16 protein-coding genes are annotated in these 16063 nt (G+C 49.4%); 10 read left to right on the top strand and 6 right to left on the bottom strand.

All coding sequences use genetic code 11. From position 1 onward, the window contains the following. Positions 1-82 precede the first annotated feature (82 nt). Both M3193_RS08875 and M3193_RS08870 read right to left on the bottom strand, forming a co-directional pair. Positions 83-271 carry an SE1832 family protein gene (locus tag M3193_RS08875; RefSeq protein WP_251626551.1) on the bottom strand — a complete coding sequence of 63 codons (189 nt, stop codon included), beginning with the start codon at positions 269-271 and terminating at the stop codon, positions 83-85. A 24-nt stretch (positions 272-295) separates the two neighbouring features. Further along, on the bottom strand, positions 296-1351 hold the full coding sequence (locus M3193_RS08870) for a PseG/SpsG family protein (RefSeq protein ID WP_251626548.1): 1056 nt from the start codon (positions 1349-1351) through the stop codon (positions 296-298). A gap of 141 nt (positions 1352-1492) precedes the next feature. Here M3193_RS08870 and M3193_RS08865 point away from each other — a divergent pair, with 141 nt between their 5' ends. Beyond that, entirely contained in the window at positions 1493-3427 is a 1935-nt protein-coding gene (locus M3193_RS08865; protein WP_251626545.1) for a cation:proton antiporter, read from the top strand. Positions 3428-3503: 76 nt separating this feature from the next. Further along, positions 3504-4067: an NADPH-dependent FMN reductase gene (locus M3193_RS08860; protein WP_251626541.1), complete on the top strand. Its 564-nt coding sequence runs from the start codon at positions 3504-3506 to the stop codon at positions 4065-4067. 3 nt (positions 4068-4070) lie between these two features. Here M3193_RS08860 and M3193_RS08855 read toward each other — a convergent pair whose 3' ends face one another. Continuing rightward, positions 4071-4469 (bottom strand): hypothetical protein, encoded by a 399-nt coding sequence (locus M3193_RS08855; RefSeq protein ID WP_251626539.1) that lies wholly within the window; start codon positions 4467-4469, stop codon positions 4071-4073. Positions 4470-4519: 50 nt separating this feature from the next. On the opposite strand from M3193_RS08855, the gene M3193_RS08850 reads away from it, so the two are divergent. The 7 genes from M3193_RS08850 to M3193_RS08820 all read left to right on the top strand — a co-directional run bounded on the left by M3193_RS08850 (position 4520) and on the right by M3193_RS08820 (position 11814). Beyond that, positions 4520-6688 carry a DNA topoisomerase III gene (locus M3193_RS08850; protein ID WP_251626536.1) on the top strand — a complete coding sequence of 723 codons (2169 nt, stop codon included), beginning with the start codon at positions 4520-4522 and terminating at the stop codon, positions 6686-6688. 200 nt (positions 6689-6888) lie between these two features. After that, positions 6889-7488 carry a hypothetical protein gene (locus M3193_RS08845; protein WP_251626534.1) on the top strand — a complete coding sequence of 200 codons (600 nt, stop codon included), beginning with the start codon at positions 6889-6891 and terminating at the stop codon, positions 7486-7488. Between the two features lie 58 nt (positions 7489-7546). After that, complete coding sequence (gene ybaK / locus M3193_RS08840) at positions 7547-8038, top strand: Cys-tRNA(Pro) deacylase (protein ID WP_251626531.1); 492 nt, start codon at positions 7547-7549, stop codon at positions 8036-8038. A gap of 88 nt (positions 8039-8126) precedes the next feature. After that, the gene (locus M3193_RS08835) at positions 8127-8765 is read left to right on the top strand and encodes a YczE/YyaS/YitT family protein (RefSeq protein ID WP_251626529.1); all 639 of its coding nucleotides are present in this window, start codon (positions 8127-8129) and stop codon (positions 8763-8765) included. 238 nt (positions 8766-9003) lie between these two features. Next, on the top strand, positions 9004-10110 hold the full coding sequence (locus M3193_RS08830) for a nucleotide kinase (protein WP_251626527.1): 1107 nt from the start codon (positions 9004-9006) through the stop codon (positions 10108-10110). Positions 10111-10182: 72 nt separating this feature from the next. Then, positions 10183-11373: a glycine C-acetyltransferase gene (locus M3193_RS08825; RefSeq protein ID WP_251626525.1), complete on the top strand. Its 1191-nt coding sequence runs from the start codon at positions 10183-10185 to the stop codon at positions 11371-11373. 156 nt (positions 11374-11529) lie between these two features. Continuing rightward, positions 11530-11814 carry a DUF6958 family protein gene (locus M3193_RS08820; protein ID WP_251626523.1) on the top strand — a complete coding sequence of 95 codons (285 nt, stop codon included), beginning with the start codon at positions 11530-11532 and terminating at the stop codon, positions 11812-11814. A 77-nt stretch (positions 11815-11891) separates the two neighbouring features. On the opposite strand, the gene M3193_RS08815 is transcribed toward M3193_RS08820, so the two are convergent. Beyond that, positions 11892-12548 (bottom strand): hypothetical protein, encoded by a 657-nt coding sequence (locus tag M3193_RS08815; RefSeq protein WP_251626521.1) that lies wholly within the window; start codon positions 12546-12548, stop codon positions 11892-11894. Positions 12549-12737: 189 nt separating this feature from the next. Here M3193_RS08815 and M3193_RS08810 point away from each other — a divergent pair, with 189 nt between their 5' ends. Next, positions 12738-13682 (top strand): L-threonine 3-dehydrogenase, encoded by a 945-nt coding sequence (locus M3193_RS08810; protein WP_251626518.1) that lies wholly within the window; start codon positions 12738-12740, stop codon positions 13680-13682. Positions 13683-13852: 170 nt separating this feature from the next. Here M3193_RS08810 and M3193_RS08805 read toward each other — a convergent pair whose 3' ends face one another. Both M3193_RS08805 and bshB2 read right to left on the bottom strand, forming a co-directional pair. After that, entirely contained in the window at positions 13853-15205 is a 1353-nt protein-coding gene (locus M3193_RS08805; protein ID WP_251626516.1) for a YjiH family protein, read from the bottom strand. A 171-nt stretch (positions 15206-15376) separates the two neighbouring features. After that, a complete protein-coding gene (bshB2, locus tag M3193_RS08800) occupies positions 15377-16048 on the bottom strand; it encodes a bacillithiol biosynthesis deacetylase BshB2 (RefSeq protein WP_251626513.1) in 672 nt (223 codons plus the stop codon). Positions 16049-16063 lie beyond the last annotated feature (15 nt).

Below are 16063 nucleotides of genomic sequence, written 5' to 3'. Positions count from 1 at the left end.
AACAAAGCTACTGCGTAATTGTGCTCGCAACGCTACGCTTGTGCTCGCAAAAGCCGTTCTTCGTAACGGCTTTCGCTTTTGTTTATTCGGAAAGCTCAGCAAGCTGTTTGTTCAGTTCAGCCAATTTTTCTTCCATCACGGCCAGACGCTGCTCCGCTTTGTGCACGGAATCCGCGTGTCCCGTCGACTCCAGTTTCTCCACGTCGCCTTGTAAGCTGATATAATCCATCTTCAATTCAGCGATGGCTGATTCGATCTGTCGTTTATTCATAAGGAAAACCCCTATCTTTTTTCCTTAGTGTAGCATATCCGACAGCGCTTTTCCGCCCGCTCCGCGTTTCGGGTGTTCCAATAAATAATGGATCGTCTCGACAATTTTATCTTTCCCGTTGCCAAGCCCAAGCGATAGTTGGCGTTCAATTGAACGTTTTCGCAAAGGTTCATGCAGCAGCGGCTCCATGATTGCGTTCAGAAGATTCGACTGCTTCACCTTCCTGCCGAGACCAAGATGGACGAAGCCGTGCTGTTCTTTCGGAAATGCAAGTCCAAGCTCGAAATCGTTCTGGGAGAGTACGACGCACGGAATGCCCATGACTGCGACTTCATAAGGCATATAGCCCGATGCGCATAAAACCACATCCGCTGTCGCGTAGACTTCGGCCATATTATACGGCGGCTGCTGGACAACCGTATTGCGTCTTCCGAGCGCCATCATCCGAAGCGTGCTGACGTCATGAGGGTAGCACTCCCCGACGAGGACCGTCACCTTCAGCGGAATCTGCAGCTGGGACACATGCCGGAGTGCGCGGTAAGTCAAATTCCCTTCATCTTCCTCGCCGAACGAGATGACGAGATGCGGGAGGGGGCCAGGGGCGGTTTTCCGCAGACCGGATTTTTCAACAGATCTCAATATTGGATCGGCAATGAAAAGCTGGCGATCTATAATGATATGTTCCGCATGCTCTTCGATCGTCTCTTCTAAGAGTGTCTGAAATACGAAATCCGCTTGATTCTTTCCGTCCCCGAAATCATCGAAATGCAAAAGGGAAGGGACGATATTGCGGATTTTCTCCACTTCTTCGGAAACTGTAGGGCCTGTATCACGGATGAGTAGGTCCGGACGGATAAGCGTCAATGTCTGTATGAGATTGGCCTTCCTACCGATCGTAATCGATTTGAAGCCATCTGGAGGTGAAGGGGAGTTTTCACCGACGATGAATAGGACGTTCACTTCTTTCGCAATGTCCTTGGCGAGAACGGACGCCCGTTTTGCAGGATACGAACCTTTGCCGTCCGTCCTTGCAATGTAAAATGCTACAGTTTTCTTTTTTGTGTTTTCGATTGGAATCACCCTTTCTATTCCTGTGTGTAAACTAAACTACTCTCCTTTTCACCCTATGTTTGGAAAAAACGAGTTATGTACAAATACGTTGAATGAAAAAGGAATTGTGATAAACTATCACTTATTCTTAAATGAAACGGGGTTTTTCCGTTGTTCGATTCTTTATTGTTCGACTTGATGCTCGTCATCTTGATCGGCATGCTTTCCCAATGGATCGCATGGAAATACCGCATGCCTGCAATCGTCGTAATGGCGCTCGCGGGATTGCTCGTCGGTCCGGTATTCGGATTGATCAATCCACAAGAAAGCATGGGGGATCTATTTGGCCCGATCATCACGTTTGCAGTCGCTATCATCCTTTTTGAAGGAAGCTTGAATCTGGATGTCAGGGAAATTAGAAGCTTCAGCAAGCCGGTCGGGAGGATTGTCACAATCGGGGCATTCATCGCATGGATCGCCGGCTCGTTGGCGGCGCATTATTTGGCGGGTCTCTCATGGGAAGTCGCTTTCATCATCGGAGGACTGTTCATCGTGACCGGCCCAACAGTGATTTTGCCTTTATTGCGACAGGCGAAGTTGAAACCGCGGCCCGCTGCAATCCTGAAATGGGAAGGGATTGTTGTCGACCCGTTCGGTGCATTGCTCGCCGTATTTGCGTTTGAATTCATTAGATTCATCAATGCTGAAGTGACGTTGAAGGCGCTGCTGCTGTTCTTCGCGGCTTCCGCGTTTGCTGTCTTGCTCGGATGGTTCGCCGCATTGTTTATCGGGAACGCTTTCGAGCGGGGAAGCATCCCGGAGTTTCTGAAGGCGCCGATCCTTTTCGTCATTGTGCTGTTCACCTTTGTCTTTGCGGATGAAATCATGCATGAAACAGGTTTGCTTGCCGTTACGGCAATGGGGATGAAGATGGCGAATATGCGCCTGACGACATTGAATGATGTGCGCCACTTTAAAGAGAATATCTCTGTACTGCTTATCTCAGGAATATTCGTTATGCTGACCGCGTCACTTGATCCGAAAATATTAATTGAAATTTTTAATCCGGCCATCATGTTGTATGTGGCGGCGATGCTATTTGTCGTCCGGCCATTGTCGATCTGGATCTCCACAATCGGAACGGATTTGAATGTCCGGGAAAAACTGCTGATCGGCTGGATTGCGCCAAGGGGTATTGTCGCGCTGACCGTATCGGGATATTTTGCCGGCATCTTGCTCGAGAACGGCTATGAAGATGCGGAGCTGCTCACCGCGCTGACGTTCGCGCTCGTCCTTTCGACGGTCGTGCTGCACGGATTTTCAATCGGTTTCATCGCTAAAAAGCTGAATTTGACGACGACGGACGAATCAGGTGTCGCCATCATAGGCGGAACGCGGTTCGCAGCTGAACTGGCACAATCAATCAAAGATACAGGGAATGAGGTCCTGCTCATCGATCAGTCATGGGCAGCGCTTGCAGATGCTAGAAAGCGCGGGCTTGAGAGCTATATAGGGGATATCCTGTCAGAGCAGGTTGAATATCATATCGACTTGACGCCCTACCGGTACATGCTGGCGATGACAAAGGCTGATTTATACAACGCACATGTTTGTGCGGACTTTGAGCCGGATTTCGGACGGGATCATTTATTCCAAACGGCTTTCCACGTCGGAAAAGACGTCGAAGCATTCACGGTTATCGGCGGGCAGACGTTATTTTCACCATCCATCTCGATTTACAGTCTGGAGGAGCGGATGCATGCTAGGCACGTCATCCGGAAGACGCCCATCACGAAGCAATACAGCTACACGCAATATTTGCGCGAACGGGATGATAAGTCGATTCTGCTATATATTCTCCGGGCTGACGGCTCCATTGAATTTTTCACGCCGAATGTTGAATTGCAGGCGAATGCAGGAGATGCGGTGATCGCCCTGTCTTCTCCGGCGAAAACGATCGAGCGGGTGAAGGAGCGGCTAGAAGAGGTAAATGGTGAAACGGAAATACCATATGAAAAATTGGAAGAGATGTTCGCCGAAGACCCCGCTACAGGCAAGCGGGACATCCCGGGAGAGGCACCGAAGTCGAATGGGAACTTAAAGTAAGCTCATTTTCAGGCAATTGCACTAAATGTTATGGTACGATTGTCATTGTGAACACAGCTTTAAGGAGGATGGACCAGTGAAAGTTTTGTTTGTGGACGGGACCATTATCGGCAGAAAAACGGGCGCGGTGCTTGACGCGGTCGCGGAATATGTGAAGGAAGCAAGTGGCGATTTCCAAATTGAACGGATGAATATGGCGGATTACGATCATCAATTCGTCGATGGACGTCCGTCGGCACAATATAACGAAGACATGCAGGAAATGGTTCGGAAGTTCGAAGAGGCGGATGCATACATCATTGCAACGCCGATCTTCCAAGGCTCCATTCCGGGGGTGTTGAAAAATGCATTCGACATGCTGCATCCGCATGCAATGCGATACAAGCCGGTTTCAATCGTCGCGAATGGCGGCACGCACCAGCATCATCTCGTTCCTGAATTTCAGCTGAAGCCAATTCTAGATTACTTCCGCTGTCTCGTAACACCGAATTTCGTCTACACCCATTCAGGCCATTTCGACCAGGATAACCGCATCATTGATGAAGATGTGCATAACCGCCTGCGCGAGTTGGCAAGGGTGTTTGCAAAGTATACAGAGATGAGCCAAGATCTATCGAAAGATGTATTGGACACGAATTGAATTTCAGTAGTGGCTGTCACCGAAGGTCGGAAATCGACTATCTGTGGCAGCTTTTTTAGTGGGAAAGCGATCGGCGCTCATAGAGAGGTGTTCCGCGCTCAAAGTAGCTGCTTCCGCGCCCAAAGATAGGCATATCACGCCCAAAGTAGCTGCTTCCACGCCCAAAGATAGGCGTACCGCGCCCAAAGTCGCTGCTTCCACGCCCAAAGATAGGCGTATCGCGCCCAAAGTCGCTGCTTCCGCGCCCAAAGATAGGCGTATCGCGCCCAAAGTCGCTGCTTCCGCGCCCAAAGATAGGCGTATCGCGCCCAAAGTCGCTGCTTCCGCGCCCAAAGTAAGCCATTTGGCGTCCAAAGTCGCCCTTCCCTCGTCCAATACACGCGGAATTTGCAGGGAATGCAACGGAATGCATTCTCCTTTATAATAAAAGTATGTAGAAAGGGGATTTTTTTATGTCCAAATCAGTAGTGTTGGCCGAAAAGCCATCCGTTGCGCGGGATATTGCGCGGGTGCTCGGCTGTAATAAAAAAGGAAACGGCTTCTTAGAAGGCCAAAAATATATCGTCACTTGGGCGCTCGGGCATCTTGTGACGCACGCCGATCCGGAAGGGTATGGGAACGAATTTAAGGAATGGAAGCTTGAACATTTGCCGATCATCCCGGAGCCCTTCAAGCTGACGCCGATCCGCCAGACGACGAAACAGTTTAATGCAGTCAAGGCGCAGCTTCGGCGCAGTGATGTGAACGAAGTCATCATCGCGACAGATGCAGGGCGGGAAGGGGAGCTCGTCGCCCGCTGGACCTTGGAGATGGCGAAGAACCGCAAGCCTGTAAAGCGGCTATGGATTTCATCCGTCACTGATAAAGCGATCAAAGACGGCTTCAATAACTTGAAGGACGGCCGCCAGTACGAGAACTTATTCGAAGCGGCGGTTGCGCGTGCAGAGGCGGACTGGGTCGTCGGCATCAACGCGACACGCGCCTTGACGGTGAAATACAATGCTCAATTATCGACGGGGCGTGTTCAGACACCGACACTGGCCATGATCGCCGAGCGGGAGAGGCAGATCCGCGAATTCAAGCCGAAATCATATTACGGATTGCAGGCGTTGACCGAAACGGCAAGATTCACCTGGTCCGATAAAGCGGGTCAAACGCAATCGTTCAATAAAGAAGCGGTTGAAAACCTATTGAAGAAGCTCGACGGGGTTCATTCCGGTAAGGTGATCGACGTGAAAACGGCGCCGAAGCAGCAGCCGGCTCCTCCTTTATTCGATTTGACGGAATTGCAGAAGGAAGCGCATAAACGATGGTCGTGGTCTGCGAAAGAGACGCTGTCCACGCTGCAGAATCTATACGAGCGGCACAAGGCGGTGACCTATCCAAGGACCGACTCGAAGCATTTGACGTCTGATATGGCTGGGACGCTCAAAGAACGCATTAAGGCTGTCGACATCGGACCGTACCGGAAATCGGTCAATGTGTTGCTGCGCTCGAGTTCGATCAAACCGCAAAAAGGCGTCATTGACGACAAGCGCGTATCCGATCACCATGCAATCATCCCGACGGAAGAGACGCCGATCTATCAAAACCTTTCCGATAAGGAACAACGTCTGTATGATCTGATCGTCAAACGGTTCCTCGCTGTGTTCTTCGGCCCGTTCCGTTATGAGCAAGTGACTGCGGAACTCGATGTGGGCGGAGAGATGTTCAAGGCGAAAGGAAGAACGGTCACGGACGATGGGTGGAAGGCGGTTTATTCCACGGATGAAGAGGAAGAAGATACGGACCGGCTGCCTGCTTTCTCGAAAGGGGAAGAAGTGAAAATCCGTGCTGTCGTCATGACGGATGGACAGACGAAACCGCCGGCACGTTTCAATGAGGGGACATTGCTTGCGGCGATGGAAAACCCTGCACAGTTCATGGCGGGTGAATCAAAGGATCTCATCAAGACGCTTGGCGAGACAGGCGGCTTAGGAACGGTTGCGACTAGAGCCGACATTATCGAGAAGCTTTTCAGCTCATTCGTGATCGAGAAAAAAGGGAATGACATCTTCACAACGTCGAAAGGCCGGCAGCTGCTCGAACTTGTACCGGAAGATTTGAAGTCCCCTGCTTTGACGGCTGAATGGGAGCAAAGCTTAACGAAAATCGCCAACGGAAAATTGAAGAAAGAAGCATTCATGAAAGAGATGGTGGACTTTTCGAAGAAGACCGTCAAAGAAATCAAAACCGATGATAAAAAGTTCAAACACGATAATGTGACAGGGAAAATGTGCCCTGATTGCGGAAAGCCGTTGCTTGAAGTGAATGGCAAACGGGGCAAAATGCTCGTCTGCCAAGATAGGGAATGCGGCCATCGCCGAAATGTCTCTCAATTGACGAATGCGCGATGCCCGAACTGTAAGAAGAAGCTTGAACTTCGCGGAGAAGGGGACGGAAGGATTTTCGTCTGCAAATGCGGACATCGGGAAAAACTTTCCGCATTTGAAAAACGCCGCGCGCAGTCCGGCGGCAAGAAGGCGGACAAGCGCGACGTCCAGAAGTATATGAAAAAGCAGGAGGAAGAGCCTGTCAACACGGCGTTGGCGGATGCTTTGAAAAAGATGTTCGAGAAATGATGCGACAGTGGAATTCCAAACCTGCTCATATAGTAATGGTCGATAAAAGAAAAAAACTGTCGAATAAGTAGGCATAAACAGCCAGGCTGAAATGCCTTTCGAATAATCAGACTTTGGACCTTTGGCTGGATGTTTCCATGTGCAATAAACGGATATAATACTCATAACTGAAAGTGGACACGTATCAGGAGGTGAGTGAAATGAATGCTGTTATGACGTTCGCGTCCGCTGCAGACCAAATGCAGCGGTATGACGCAGTGCGGCGCAGAAATGCCGAACAAGCTTATCATCGACAGGCGGATTACAATGGACGGAATCAGAAGACGCTCGATGATTTGGAAGCGCTGCTGTTAGGGAAGAAGGAGCCGGAAACAGGTTCCGAAAACCGTGAGTTCAAGAAGCTAGATGCCGGGCTAGTGAAGCAGGTCATCCTTCCTCTCGGCAAAACATTGGAAGAGACGATCGATGCGTGGCGGGAAGTCCGCAGGGAAGCGATATCCGTCGAAGAACCGACAATCGCGGATCAACAGCTGGCAGCAAACGCTTCCGCGAAGATCATGGAAACGGAAGCGAGACTCGCCCTTCTTAAGCGTGAGCAATCAATAATAGAGGCAGAAGAGAACCGGGCAAAGGCGGAAGCGTTCAAGGTGGCATCCATGGATCTCCCGTCCGATGTTGAACGGGAATTACTGTTGGAACAAAAACGCTTTGCAAAGGCGATTTCCGCCTACTCTATCCAAGTGGAAGGGAAGCGCAATGGGTTCATTGCCGAATGGCCGAGTATTAGTAAGACAGCCTGATAGGAAAGGTCGCCGCTAGATGGCGGCCTTTTCTTTAATTCTTGGGAGGCGTGAGTAAATGGCGAAGCAGAAGAAATCGGTGAAGACGAACGCTGTGCGGCTATTGGAAAATGAACTAGTGCCGTATGAGCTGATGGAATACGATACAAACGATGGGCAGTTGGACGGCGTATCAGTTGCTGCAAAGACGGGGCAGTCTGCGGAGTCGGTGTACAAGACGCTCGTGACGATCGCCGGACCGCGCGAGCTGTTCGTATTCATCATTCCGGTTGCGGAAGAACTCGATTTGAAGAAAGCCGCGAAGGCAGCGGGTGTGAAGAAGCTCGATATGCTGCCGTTGAAGGATTTGACGAAAGAAACAGGGTATGTCCGTGGCGGCTGCTCCGCGATTGGCATGAAGAAAAAATATCCGACCGTGATTGACGCTTCTGCTGAAAAGCTGGAGCAGTTTGTCGTCAGTGCAGGAAAGCCCGGATTACAGATGAAACTGGCTCCGACGGATCTGGCCCGAATTGCCGAAGCGTCTTTCAACGACATCATAAAAGACTAATCGCATATATCTTGCCTTCTTGACACGTGCTACAATGGAACAGAGAATTAGCTATCCACGGTGGAGTAGCATGGAAAGAAGAGTGTAAATGAGAAAGATTTTTATATGGAGATGGACATTCTTTATTGTCGGCGTCATCGTGCTGTCGCTCGGCATTACAATGACGATCAAAGGGCAGCGCCTTGGCGTAGGCCCGTGGGACGTCCTGCACATCGGCCTATCCCGACACTTCGGGCTGACAATCGGGACGTGGAGCATCATCAGCGGCTTGACCCTCATCACTTTAACCTCCCTTATGATGAAACAATGGCCAAAGCTCGGGACTTGGCTGAACATGATCTTGCTCGGCCTATTCATTGACTTGTTCAACTGGATGCTACCGGAATTCGAATCGATGACAGCGCAAGTGATCATCTTCACGCTCGGCGTCATTGTCATGTCTTACGGCGTCGGCATTTACGTCGCGCCGAATGTCGGTGCAGGCCCGCGAGACAGCCTTATGCTCATCCTCGTCGACAAGCTCGGAATTAGCATGAAAATGGTGCGGACAATGAATGAAGTGATTGTCGGAATCGCTGGCTGGCTATTGGGCGGCCCGGTCGGCATCGGCACAGTCATCATCGCCCTCCTCCTCGGCCAAATCGTCCATTATTCATTGCCGCAATGCCGCAAGCTGCTACTGAAACTTGCCGGCGAGGAAGACGAACAGGTTTTATTTGAAAATTAGTTTGGTTAAATATCATATTGATTTCAAGTAGCCGTTGATTGGAGCATAAGTCGGCGACTCCTGCGGGAAAGCGAGACAGGGGAGACCCCGAAGGGAGCGAAGCGACTGAGGAGGCTCACCGCTCGGCCGCGGAAAGCGTCCGACTGAAGCGGAAATCAACTATATTAGTATTTAATAAAGTTTGAAAGCACAGGCAGACAAGCCGTGCTTTTTTTTATTGTCTGGGCATATGGTAGAAATGCAAGTAGTCATTTGGGAAAGGATGGTCATCATATACGGGACAATAACGGAATACATGGGGACAGCCTATACAGGGCGAGGGGTCGCGCACAAATACGATACATTGATTGCCACCGCTGACAAAACGATCTTTCTGAAAGCGCCGCCGTCGAATGCAATATCCAATGTGTTGAACGACGCGGCAGCATATTTCATTAAAAGGGGCTATGACGTGGACCGTTTCAACAATCCCGTCCTGCCTGACAATACGGATGCCATATTTGTGAAAGACATCAGCTTATTCATTCTCCAAGCATCCCACCCCGTTTCGCTCGAGCCGACTGAAATCGGCGGCCGCCACCACGTCATCAGCTTTTATGACGCGTACGACGAGGAAAAACTGCAAAGCCGATCGACAGAAATGACCGATGTTGTGGAAGAATCAAACCTCGTATTTACGAAAATGATGCAATCCATGTCCGAAGCATTGCGAATCCACGACGAGTGGGAGCAAGTGAATATCGTCAGGATGATGTGGAGTGAACATGAGCAGATGATCGTTTCCTTGAAGGAAGAACTATTCGGCACGATGAAGCTGCGTAAGAAATCGACAGTATCACATCGGATCGCCGGCTCGTTATCGCCGGGCGGTGCACGTGATTTCATTCCTTCCATCACGAGCTGGACGAAGAGGAGAATCCTCATGAAAGGATTGTCCGGGACGGGGAAATCGACGATGCTGAAGGCGCTCGGCAAGGAGGCGGAGCGTCGGGGGATAGATGTCCTCTACGGCTGGTGCGGACTAGATCCGAAAAGCGTCGACATCCTGCTGTTACCGGAGCTGTCGGTTTGCCTGTTCGACGCGACCCAGCCGCATGAATATGATCCGGAGAGTCCATTGGATGAAATTCTCGATCTCGTTTCGATGTGCACGGAAGATGCGGAAGCGGAAGAGAAGATCCGTGAAATCAGTGGTAGATATAAAGAGAAAATCATGGACGCGACAGGCTATATGCATGCGTATGCGCATAGCGAAAACAGGTTGCGCGAAGTCGTCGATCAGGCAATCATCAGGAAATCCTTCGAGGAGAAAACACGTCAACTTTCAAAATGGATGGACGTGTAAAACAGTTCCTTCTGCGAGTTTCGCCCGCATATGCTAAAATGGGGGCATCAACCGTTTGAAAGGAAGATCATTTTGTCAAAAGTTCTCGATGCGTTTTTACAGGAAAATTTACAGGAACTGCGCGACCAAGGCCTCTACAATGTAATTGACCCGGTAGAAGGTCCGAATGGTCCAGTAATTAAAATCAACGGAAAAGATTTGATCAATCTTTCCTCAAACAACTATTTAGGGCTGGCGACAGACGAAGATTTGAAAAAGCTTGCAATCGCAGCGACGGAAAAATACGGCGTCGGTGCAGGTGCTGTCCGGACAATCAACGGAACGCTCGATATCCATATTGAACTTGAGAAAAAACTTGCGGAATTCAAAGGGACGGAAGCGGCGATTTCCTACCAATCCGGCTTCAACTGCAATATGGCGGCGATTTCCGCGGTCATGAATAAACAAGACGCCATTCTATCGGATGAATTGAACCACGCGTCGATCATCGACGGCTGCCGTCTATCCGGTGCGAAGATCATTCGCGTCAAGCACCAGGACATGGACGATCTGCGCGCGAAAGCGAAAGAGGCGAAGGAGTCCGGCCAATACGGCAAGCTGATGTATATTACGGACGGCGTGTTTTCAATGGACGGCAACATCGCGAAGCTTCCTGAAATCGTTGAGATTGCGAAGGAATTCGACCTGATCACGTATGTCGATGATGCGCACGGATCTGGCGTAACAGGTAAAGGGAAAGGGACTGTGAAGCATTTCGGTCTCGAAAAAGAGATCGACTTCCAAATCGGGACATTATCGAAAGCGATCGGCGTTGTCGGCGGCTATGTTGCCGGGACTCAAGCGTTGATCGACTGGCTGAAAGTGCGCTCCCGTCCGTTTCTATTCTCGACAGCATTGCCTGCAGGCGACGTTGCGGCCATCATGGGCGCGTTGGATAAAATCTCGGAGTCGACGGAGCTGCATGACAAGCTTTGGGAGAATGGGAACTATCTGAAGGAAGGCCTCAAAAAACTCGGCTTTGATATCGGAGTTTCCGAAACGCCGATCACGCCATGCATCATCGGCGAAGAGAAACTGACGCAGCAATTCTCGCAACGGTTGATCGAAGAAGGCGTCTACGCGAAGTCAATTGTCTTCCCAACCGTTCCGAAGGGCAAAGGGCGCGTGCGCAATATGCCGATCGCTTCCCATACGAAGGAAATGCTCGATGAAGCGCTCGCGATTTATGAAAAAGTAGGAAAAGAACTTGGTGTCATTTCATAATCTAAACAATAGCTGTCGTGTCGGCGTAGAGTCGATGCGGCAGTTTTTTAATGAAAGAACGAGAACTTCTACTCTTTTTTATCGAAAGTAGGATTAATTCTAGCCAAAAAGGGTAATAGATAGAGAGCATAACACTTTTGAAAAGGTGGGCCACAAATGCGATATAACGAAAGCGTCCAACTTTTGCAATCGAATGGCAGAGCCGGAGCGTCGATTGTGAAGTTTAGATATGAGAAGATCAAAAAGATAATGCTCACAATCATCCGCGAGGCTGACGTCATTTCATTCGAAGAACTGTCGAACAGGACATTGAAAAGATTGACGCCGTTCGATGGGAACAATCGATGGTACATGGAAGCGATTGTGACGGACCTCGATGCGAGAGGCCAGCTGGAATGCTCAATGCTCAACGGTAAATTATTCGTGAAGTCTTTAGGATAAGCAATTTTTATAGATGAAAAAAGCCAATCTTACCTAAAGATCGGCTTTCTTTGCGTTCTTCATTATTCTCCTCCTACTTACAACTCTTCGGCGGGAAAAACGTCCTCCGCCATTCGCTTCAACATATGATGGAGAACATAGCGCTGCATGCCGACTGCCTGTTTCGTCGCCAGCGCCGCTTCTTTTTGGAATAAATCCCTCTGTCCCTGCTTCAAGGCAATGACCGCTTTCAAGGAATGGACCATCCACGGAGTCCCCACCTTCGATAACGATTCGGAAGACTTCTCCTTATTATTACTCATTGTATACCCGATACCCGCATAATAATCACGGTAGAAAGCCGTCGCCATCGACTTCGAAGTGTCGATCAAACGCCTCCAATCCTTCTGGAACACTAATAGATTGGCATTATAGATATCTTGCACTTCCGCTTGAGGATAGGATTTCAAGATCTTCTTCAGTGACTCGATGATCTCCTTGTCCGTTCCATGGGCCAAAGCATATGCATAGCTGAAGATCGGTTTACTCCGGTGATTTGCCAAATAACGGTCGATCAGTTTTAAACTTTTCGATCTGTAGATGATATAGAATGGATAGCCCATCGTCAAAATGAATGTGAACGCCATAATAATCGTGAAAACGAGCCATATCTGCATACCTGACAAAAATAATGCAACAGCCAACAAGGCGCTGATGATTATGATTAAAATGAAATTGGCATATTTGCTGAACATTGTGCACCTCTGCGTTTTTCTATAGTATACCAGAAAAATTAAGGGAAAAGATGTTAAGGAAGGAAAAGCTGTTGTGTTTTACAGGCACACATAATATAATCTTTTTATATTGATGTAAAAGGGTTTATGTAATTATTCTAAAAATATGTCCTTTCCATAAAAACATTTGAATATTAGGAGGAGTCAGGATTGAAAAAAATCATGGTGACCGGAGCACTTGGCCAAATCGGTTCCGAATTGATAGGCAAGCTGCAAAAGGAATATGGCGAAGAGAATGTGTTGTCGACAGATATCCGCCAGCCGCTTGAACCGATTGCGGGACCGTTCAAAGTCCTCGATGTGACGGATGGCAAGAAGATGCATGACGTAGCGAAGGATTTTGGCGCGGATACGATTATGCATATGGCGGCGCTCCTCTCGGCTAAAGCTGAAGCGGAACCATTATTTGCTTGGAACCTCAACATGGGTGGGCTAATGAATGCGCTCGAAACTGCTCGCGAGCTCAACATGCAATTTTTCACGCCTAGCTCAATCGGGGCATTCGGCCCTTCAACACCGAAGCTGAATACACCGCAAGACACATTGCAACGGCCGACGACGATGTATGGTGTCAATAAAGTCGCGGGTGAGCTGTTATGCGATTATTACTTCCACCGATTCGGCCTCGACACGCGCGGCGTGCGCTTCCCGGGATTGATTTCCTACGTGGCACAACCGGGCGGGGGAACGACCGATTACGCAGTGGATATTTACTATAAAGCAATTACAGACGGTAAGTACGAATCCTTCATTGCGGAAGGCACGTGCATGGATATGATGTATATGCCGGACGCCTTGCAAGCAATCGTCGACTTGATGGAAGCGGATCCTGGAAAATTAATTCACCGCAATGCGTTCAATGTGACAGCGATGTGCTTCGAGCCGGGCGAGATCGCAGCGTCGATCAAAAAGCATATTCCGGAATTTGAATTGACGTATAATGTCGACCCGGTCCGCCAAGCGATCGCAGACAGCTGGCCTGATCACATCGATCCATCAGCGGCTGTCGCGGAGTGGGGATTCAAGACATCGTATGATTTGGATGCGATGACTGTGGATATGCTCGAGAAATTGAAAAAGAAATTGAATGCGTAATATGAAAAAGCCGCTGATCCAATTTGGGATCTGCGGCTTTTCGTTAATGTCTAGCTTCAACGACCAGGCCTTCGGGTCATAAGTCAACCCAGCTTAAGCGGCAAAAAGCGCCACTACGCTGGGTTGTCCTATGCCTGTCAGGCTTAAGCGGTCGCTTCCGCTTTTCTTAATTAAAATAATAGATGTGCAACGCCTGCAACGATTGGCAGGGCAATCAGCGTACGCAATAGGAAAATGATGATCAGATCCAAGATATTGATAGGAATCTTCGTTCCGAGAATCAAACCGCCGACCTCGGACATGTAAATGAGCTGTACAACTGAAATCGTTGCGATCGTGAACAACGTCATTGGTGACGTGATCGAACCTTCAGCCAGAATGACCGGCAGGAACATGTCCGCAAAACCGACGACCATCGTTTGTGCAGCAGCGGCAGCTTCCGGAATGCCCAATACGGAAAGGATCGGTTCAAACGGTTTTCCTAAAAACGTGAAGACGCCTGTATATTCCGCAAGCATGAGCGCCACAGTACCGAATGCCATGACGACCGGCGCGACGCCGATCCACATGTCGAGCACATTGCGCATGCCGTCCGTGAAGATCTTACCGATAGAACGGTTCTTCGAAGCGGTATCCAGCGCGTTTTCAAGTCCGTGACTGAACACATTATAGCCTTCAGGAAGTTTCTCATCATTCCCGGTGAAGGGACGGCCGTCTATGTACTCGGTTTTCTTGCTTCTGAGCGGATAAATCCTCGGCATGATGAGCGCTAAAATGACGCCTGTCAACAGCACCGTTCCGTAGAATGGCAGGAAGTAGTTCGACATGCCGACCGTGTCGATAATGACGAGTGAAAACGTAATGGACACGACTGAAAACGTCGTTGCGATGATCGCCGCTTCCCGCTCTGTATAATGCCCGTCCTCATATTGCTTGCTCGTCAACAGGACGCCGATCGTTCCGTCGCCAATCCATGAAGCGAGTGCATCGATGGAAGAACGTCCGGGCAGTTTGAATAAAGGACGCATCACTTTCACCATCATCGTCCCGAAAAACTCCAACAGACCAAAATTCAATAATAATGGCAATAAAAGACCTGCAAAAAGGAAAATCGTGAATAAGAATGATACAAGGCCATCCGGCGCTAACAGCAAGCCGCCCGTGTTTTCACTCCAAATTGCTTCAGGCCCGATTTTGAATGTGACCATGATGGCGAATGCAGCACCGAGTAGACGGGTAACTGTCCAAAACGGTGTTACTTTGAATAATCCTTCCATAAGAGAAGGGTTGGAACTTGAACGCGGGATGAAGGCATACAGCAACGAGCCGATCGCCGCGATTATAATAATGATCATTGCAGTCATCGGCATCGCAGGTTCGAGCCAGCCGGACAAGATATCCGCGAATTTTGCGATTGGAACCTTCCATTCTTCCCCGAATTTGAGAGGGATCATGAAAAGGATGACGCCGAGTATAGATGGAATTAGAAAGTAGAGCCATGTGGATAAATGATGTTTTTTCATCTCATTTTTGCCCCTTTATGAGTAAGATATCAATATACTTGTATAATCATACATACTATCTATTTTTCATTTGATTGTAAATACAATAGAGGGAAATTGAACTATTCTGTCTTCGGTTGAAATGATAAAAAGGCCCCGTTCCCAATTGCCAACGGGGCCTGGTTGTTTTGGTTACTTAAAACGATAAGTGAAAAATCTCTCTTCGTGCAGCCATTTCAATGCTTCAGGGTCTTTGTCTGCCAGTCTTTTTTCCATGTCACGCATCATCCAGACGGTCTGGGAAGCGTGCGCGTTCAATGTGTTGAGCTTTTTCTGCGCAGCCCCTTCAACGTTATGGATGATGTCGGGTGCACCTATTACTTCCGCCGTATGATTCGCGAATGCAATTGTATAGATCGTCGGTCGGTCGGCTTCCATCATCCGTCCGACTGCATTGGTGACGGCGCGTCCCGTTGCATCGTGGTCAGGGTGGACGGAGAGACCCGGATAGAATGTGATGATGAGGGACGGATTCGTGTCCTCAATCAAATCGGTGACAAGCTTGATCATCTTTTCGTCGTCCTCGAATTCAATTGTCTTGTCGCGCAAGCCCATCATCCGGAGGTCCGTCAGACCCATGGCGGCTGCGGCGTTCTTCAGTTCCTGCTTGCGGATTTGCGGCAGCGTTTCACGGTTCGCAAAAGGGGGATTGCCGAGGTTCCGGCCCATCTCGCCTAGCGTTAGGCAGGCGTACGTGACGGGGACCCCCATTTCGATATATGTGGAAATCGTACCCGACACGCCGAAAGCTTCGTCGTCCGGGTGCGGGAAAATGACGAGTACATGGCGTTCTTCTTTAATCATCGAAAAGCCTCCTTA

It is taken from the genome of Sporosarcina luteola (assembly GCF_023715585.1).
GTDB classification, from domain to species: Bacteria; Bacillota; Bacilli; order Bacillales_A; family Planococcaceae; genus Sporosarcina; species Sporosarcina luteola_D.
The sequence above is the reverse complement of the archived record's forward strand: the minus strand, read 5'-3'. Positions and strand labels throughout refer to the sequence as shown.

Coding starts and splice junctions, on each gene's coding strand:
- M3193_RS08875 (WP_251626551.1), bottom strand. CDS start 271: ATGAATAAACGACAGATCGAATCAGCCATCGCTGAATTGAAGATGGAT.
- M3193_RS08850 (WP_251626536.1), top strand. CDS start 4,520: ATGTCCAAATCAGTAGTGTTGGCCGAAAAGCCATCCGTTGCGCGGGAT.
- M3193_RS08845 (WP_251626534.1), top strand. CDS start 6,889: ATGAATGCTGTTATGACGTTCGCGTCCGCTGCAGACCAAATGCAGCGG.
- ybaK (WP_251626531.1), top strand. CDS start 7,547: ATGGCGAAGCAGAAGAAATCGGTGAAGACGAACGCTGTGCGGCTATTG.
- M3193_RS08835 (WP_251626529.1), top strand. CDS start 8,127: ATGAGAAAGATTTTTATATGGAGATGGACATTCTTTATTGTCGGCGTC.
- M3193_RS08830 (WP_251626527.1), top strand. CDS start 9,004: ATGCAAGTAGTCATTTGGGAAAGGATGGTCATCATATACGGGACAATA.
- M3193_RS08820 (WP_251626523.1), top strand. CDS start 11,530: ATGCGATATAACGAAAGCGTCCAACTTTTGCAATCGAATGGCAGAGCC.
- M3193_RS08815 (WP_251626521.1), bottom strand. CDS start 12,548: ATGTTCAGCAAATATGCCAATTTCATTTTAATCATAATCATCAGCGCC.
- M3193_RS08805 (WP_251626516.1), bottom strand. CDS start 15,205: ATGAAAAAACATCATTTATCCACATGGCTCTACTTTCTAATTCCATCT.
- bshB2 (WP_251626513.1), bottom strand. CDS start 16,048: ATGATTAAAGAAGAACGCCATGTACTCGTCATTTTCCCGCACCCGGAC.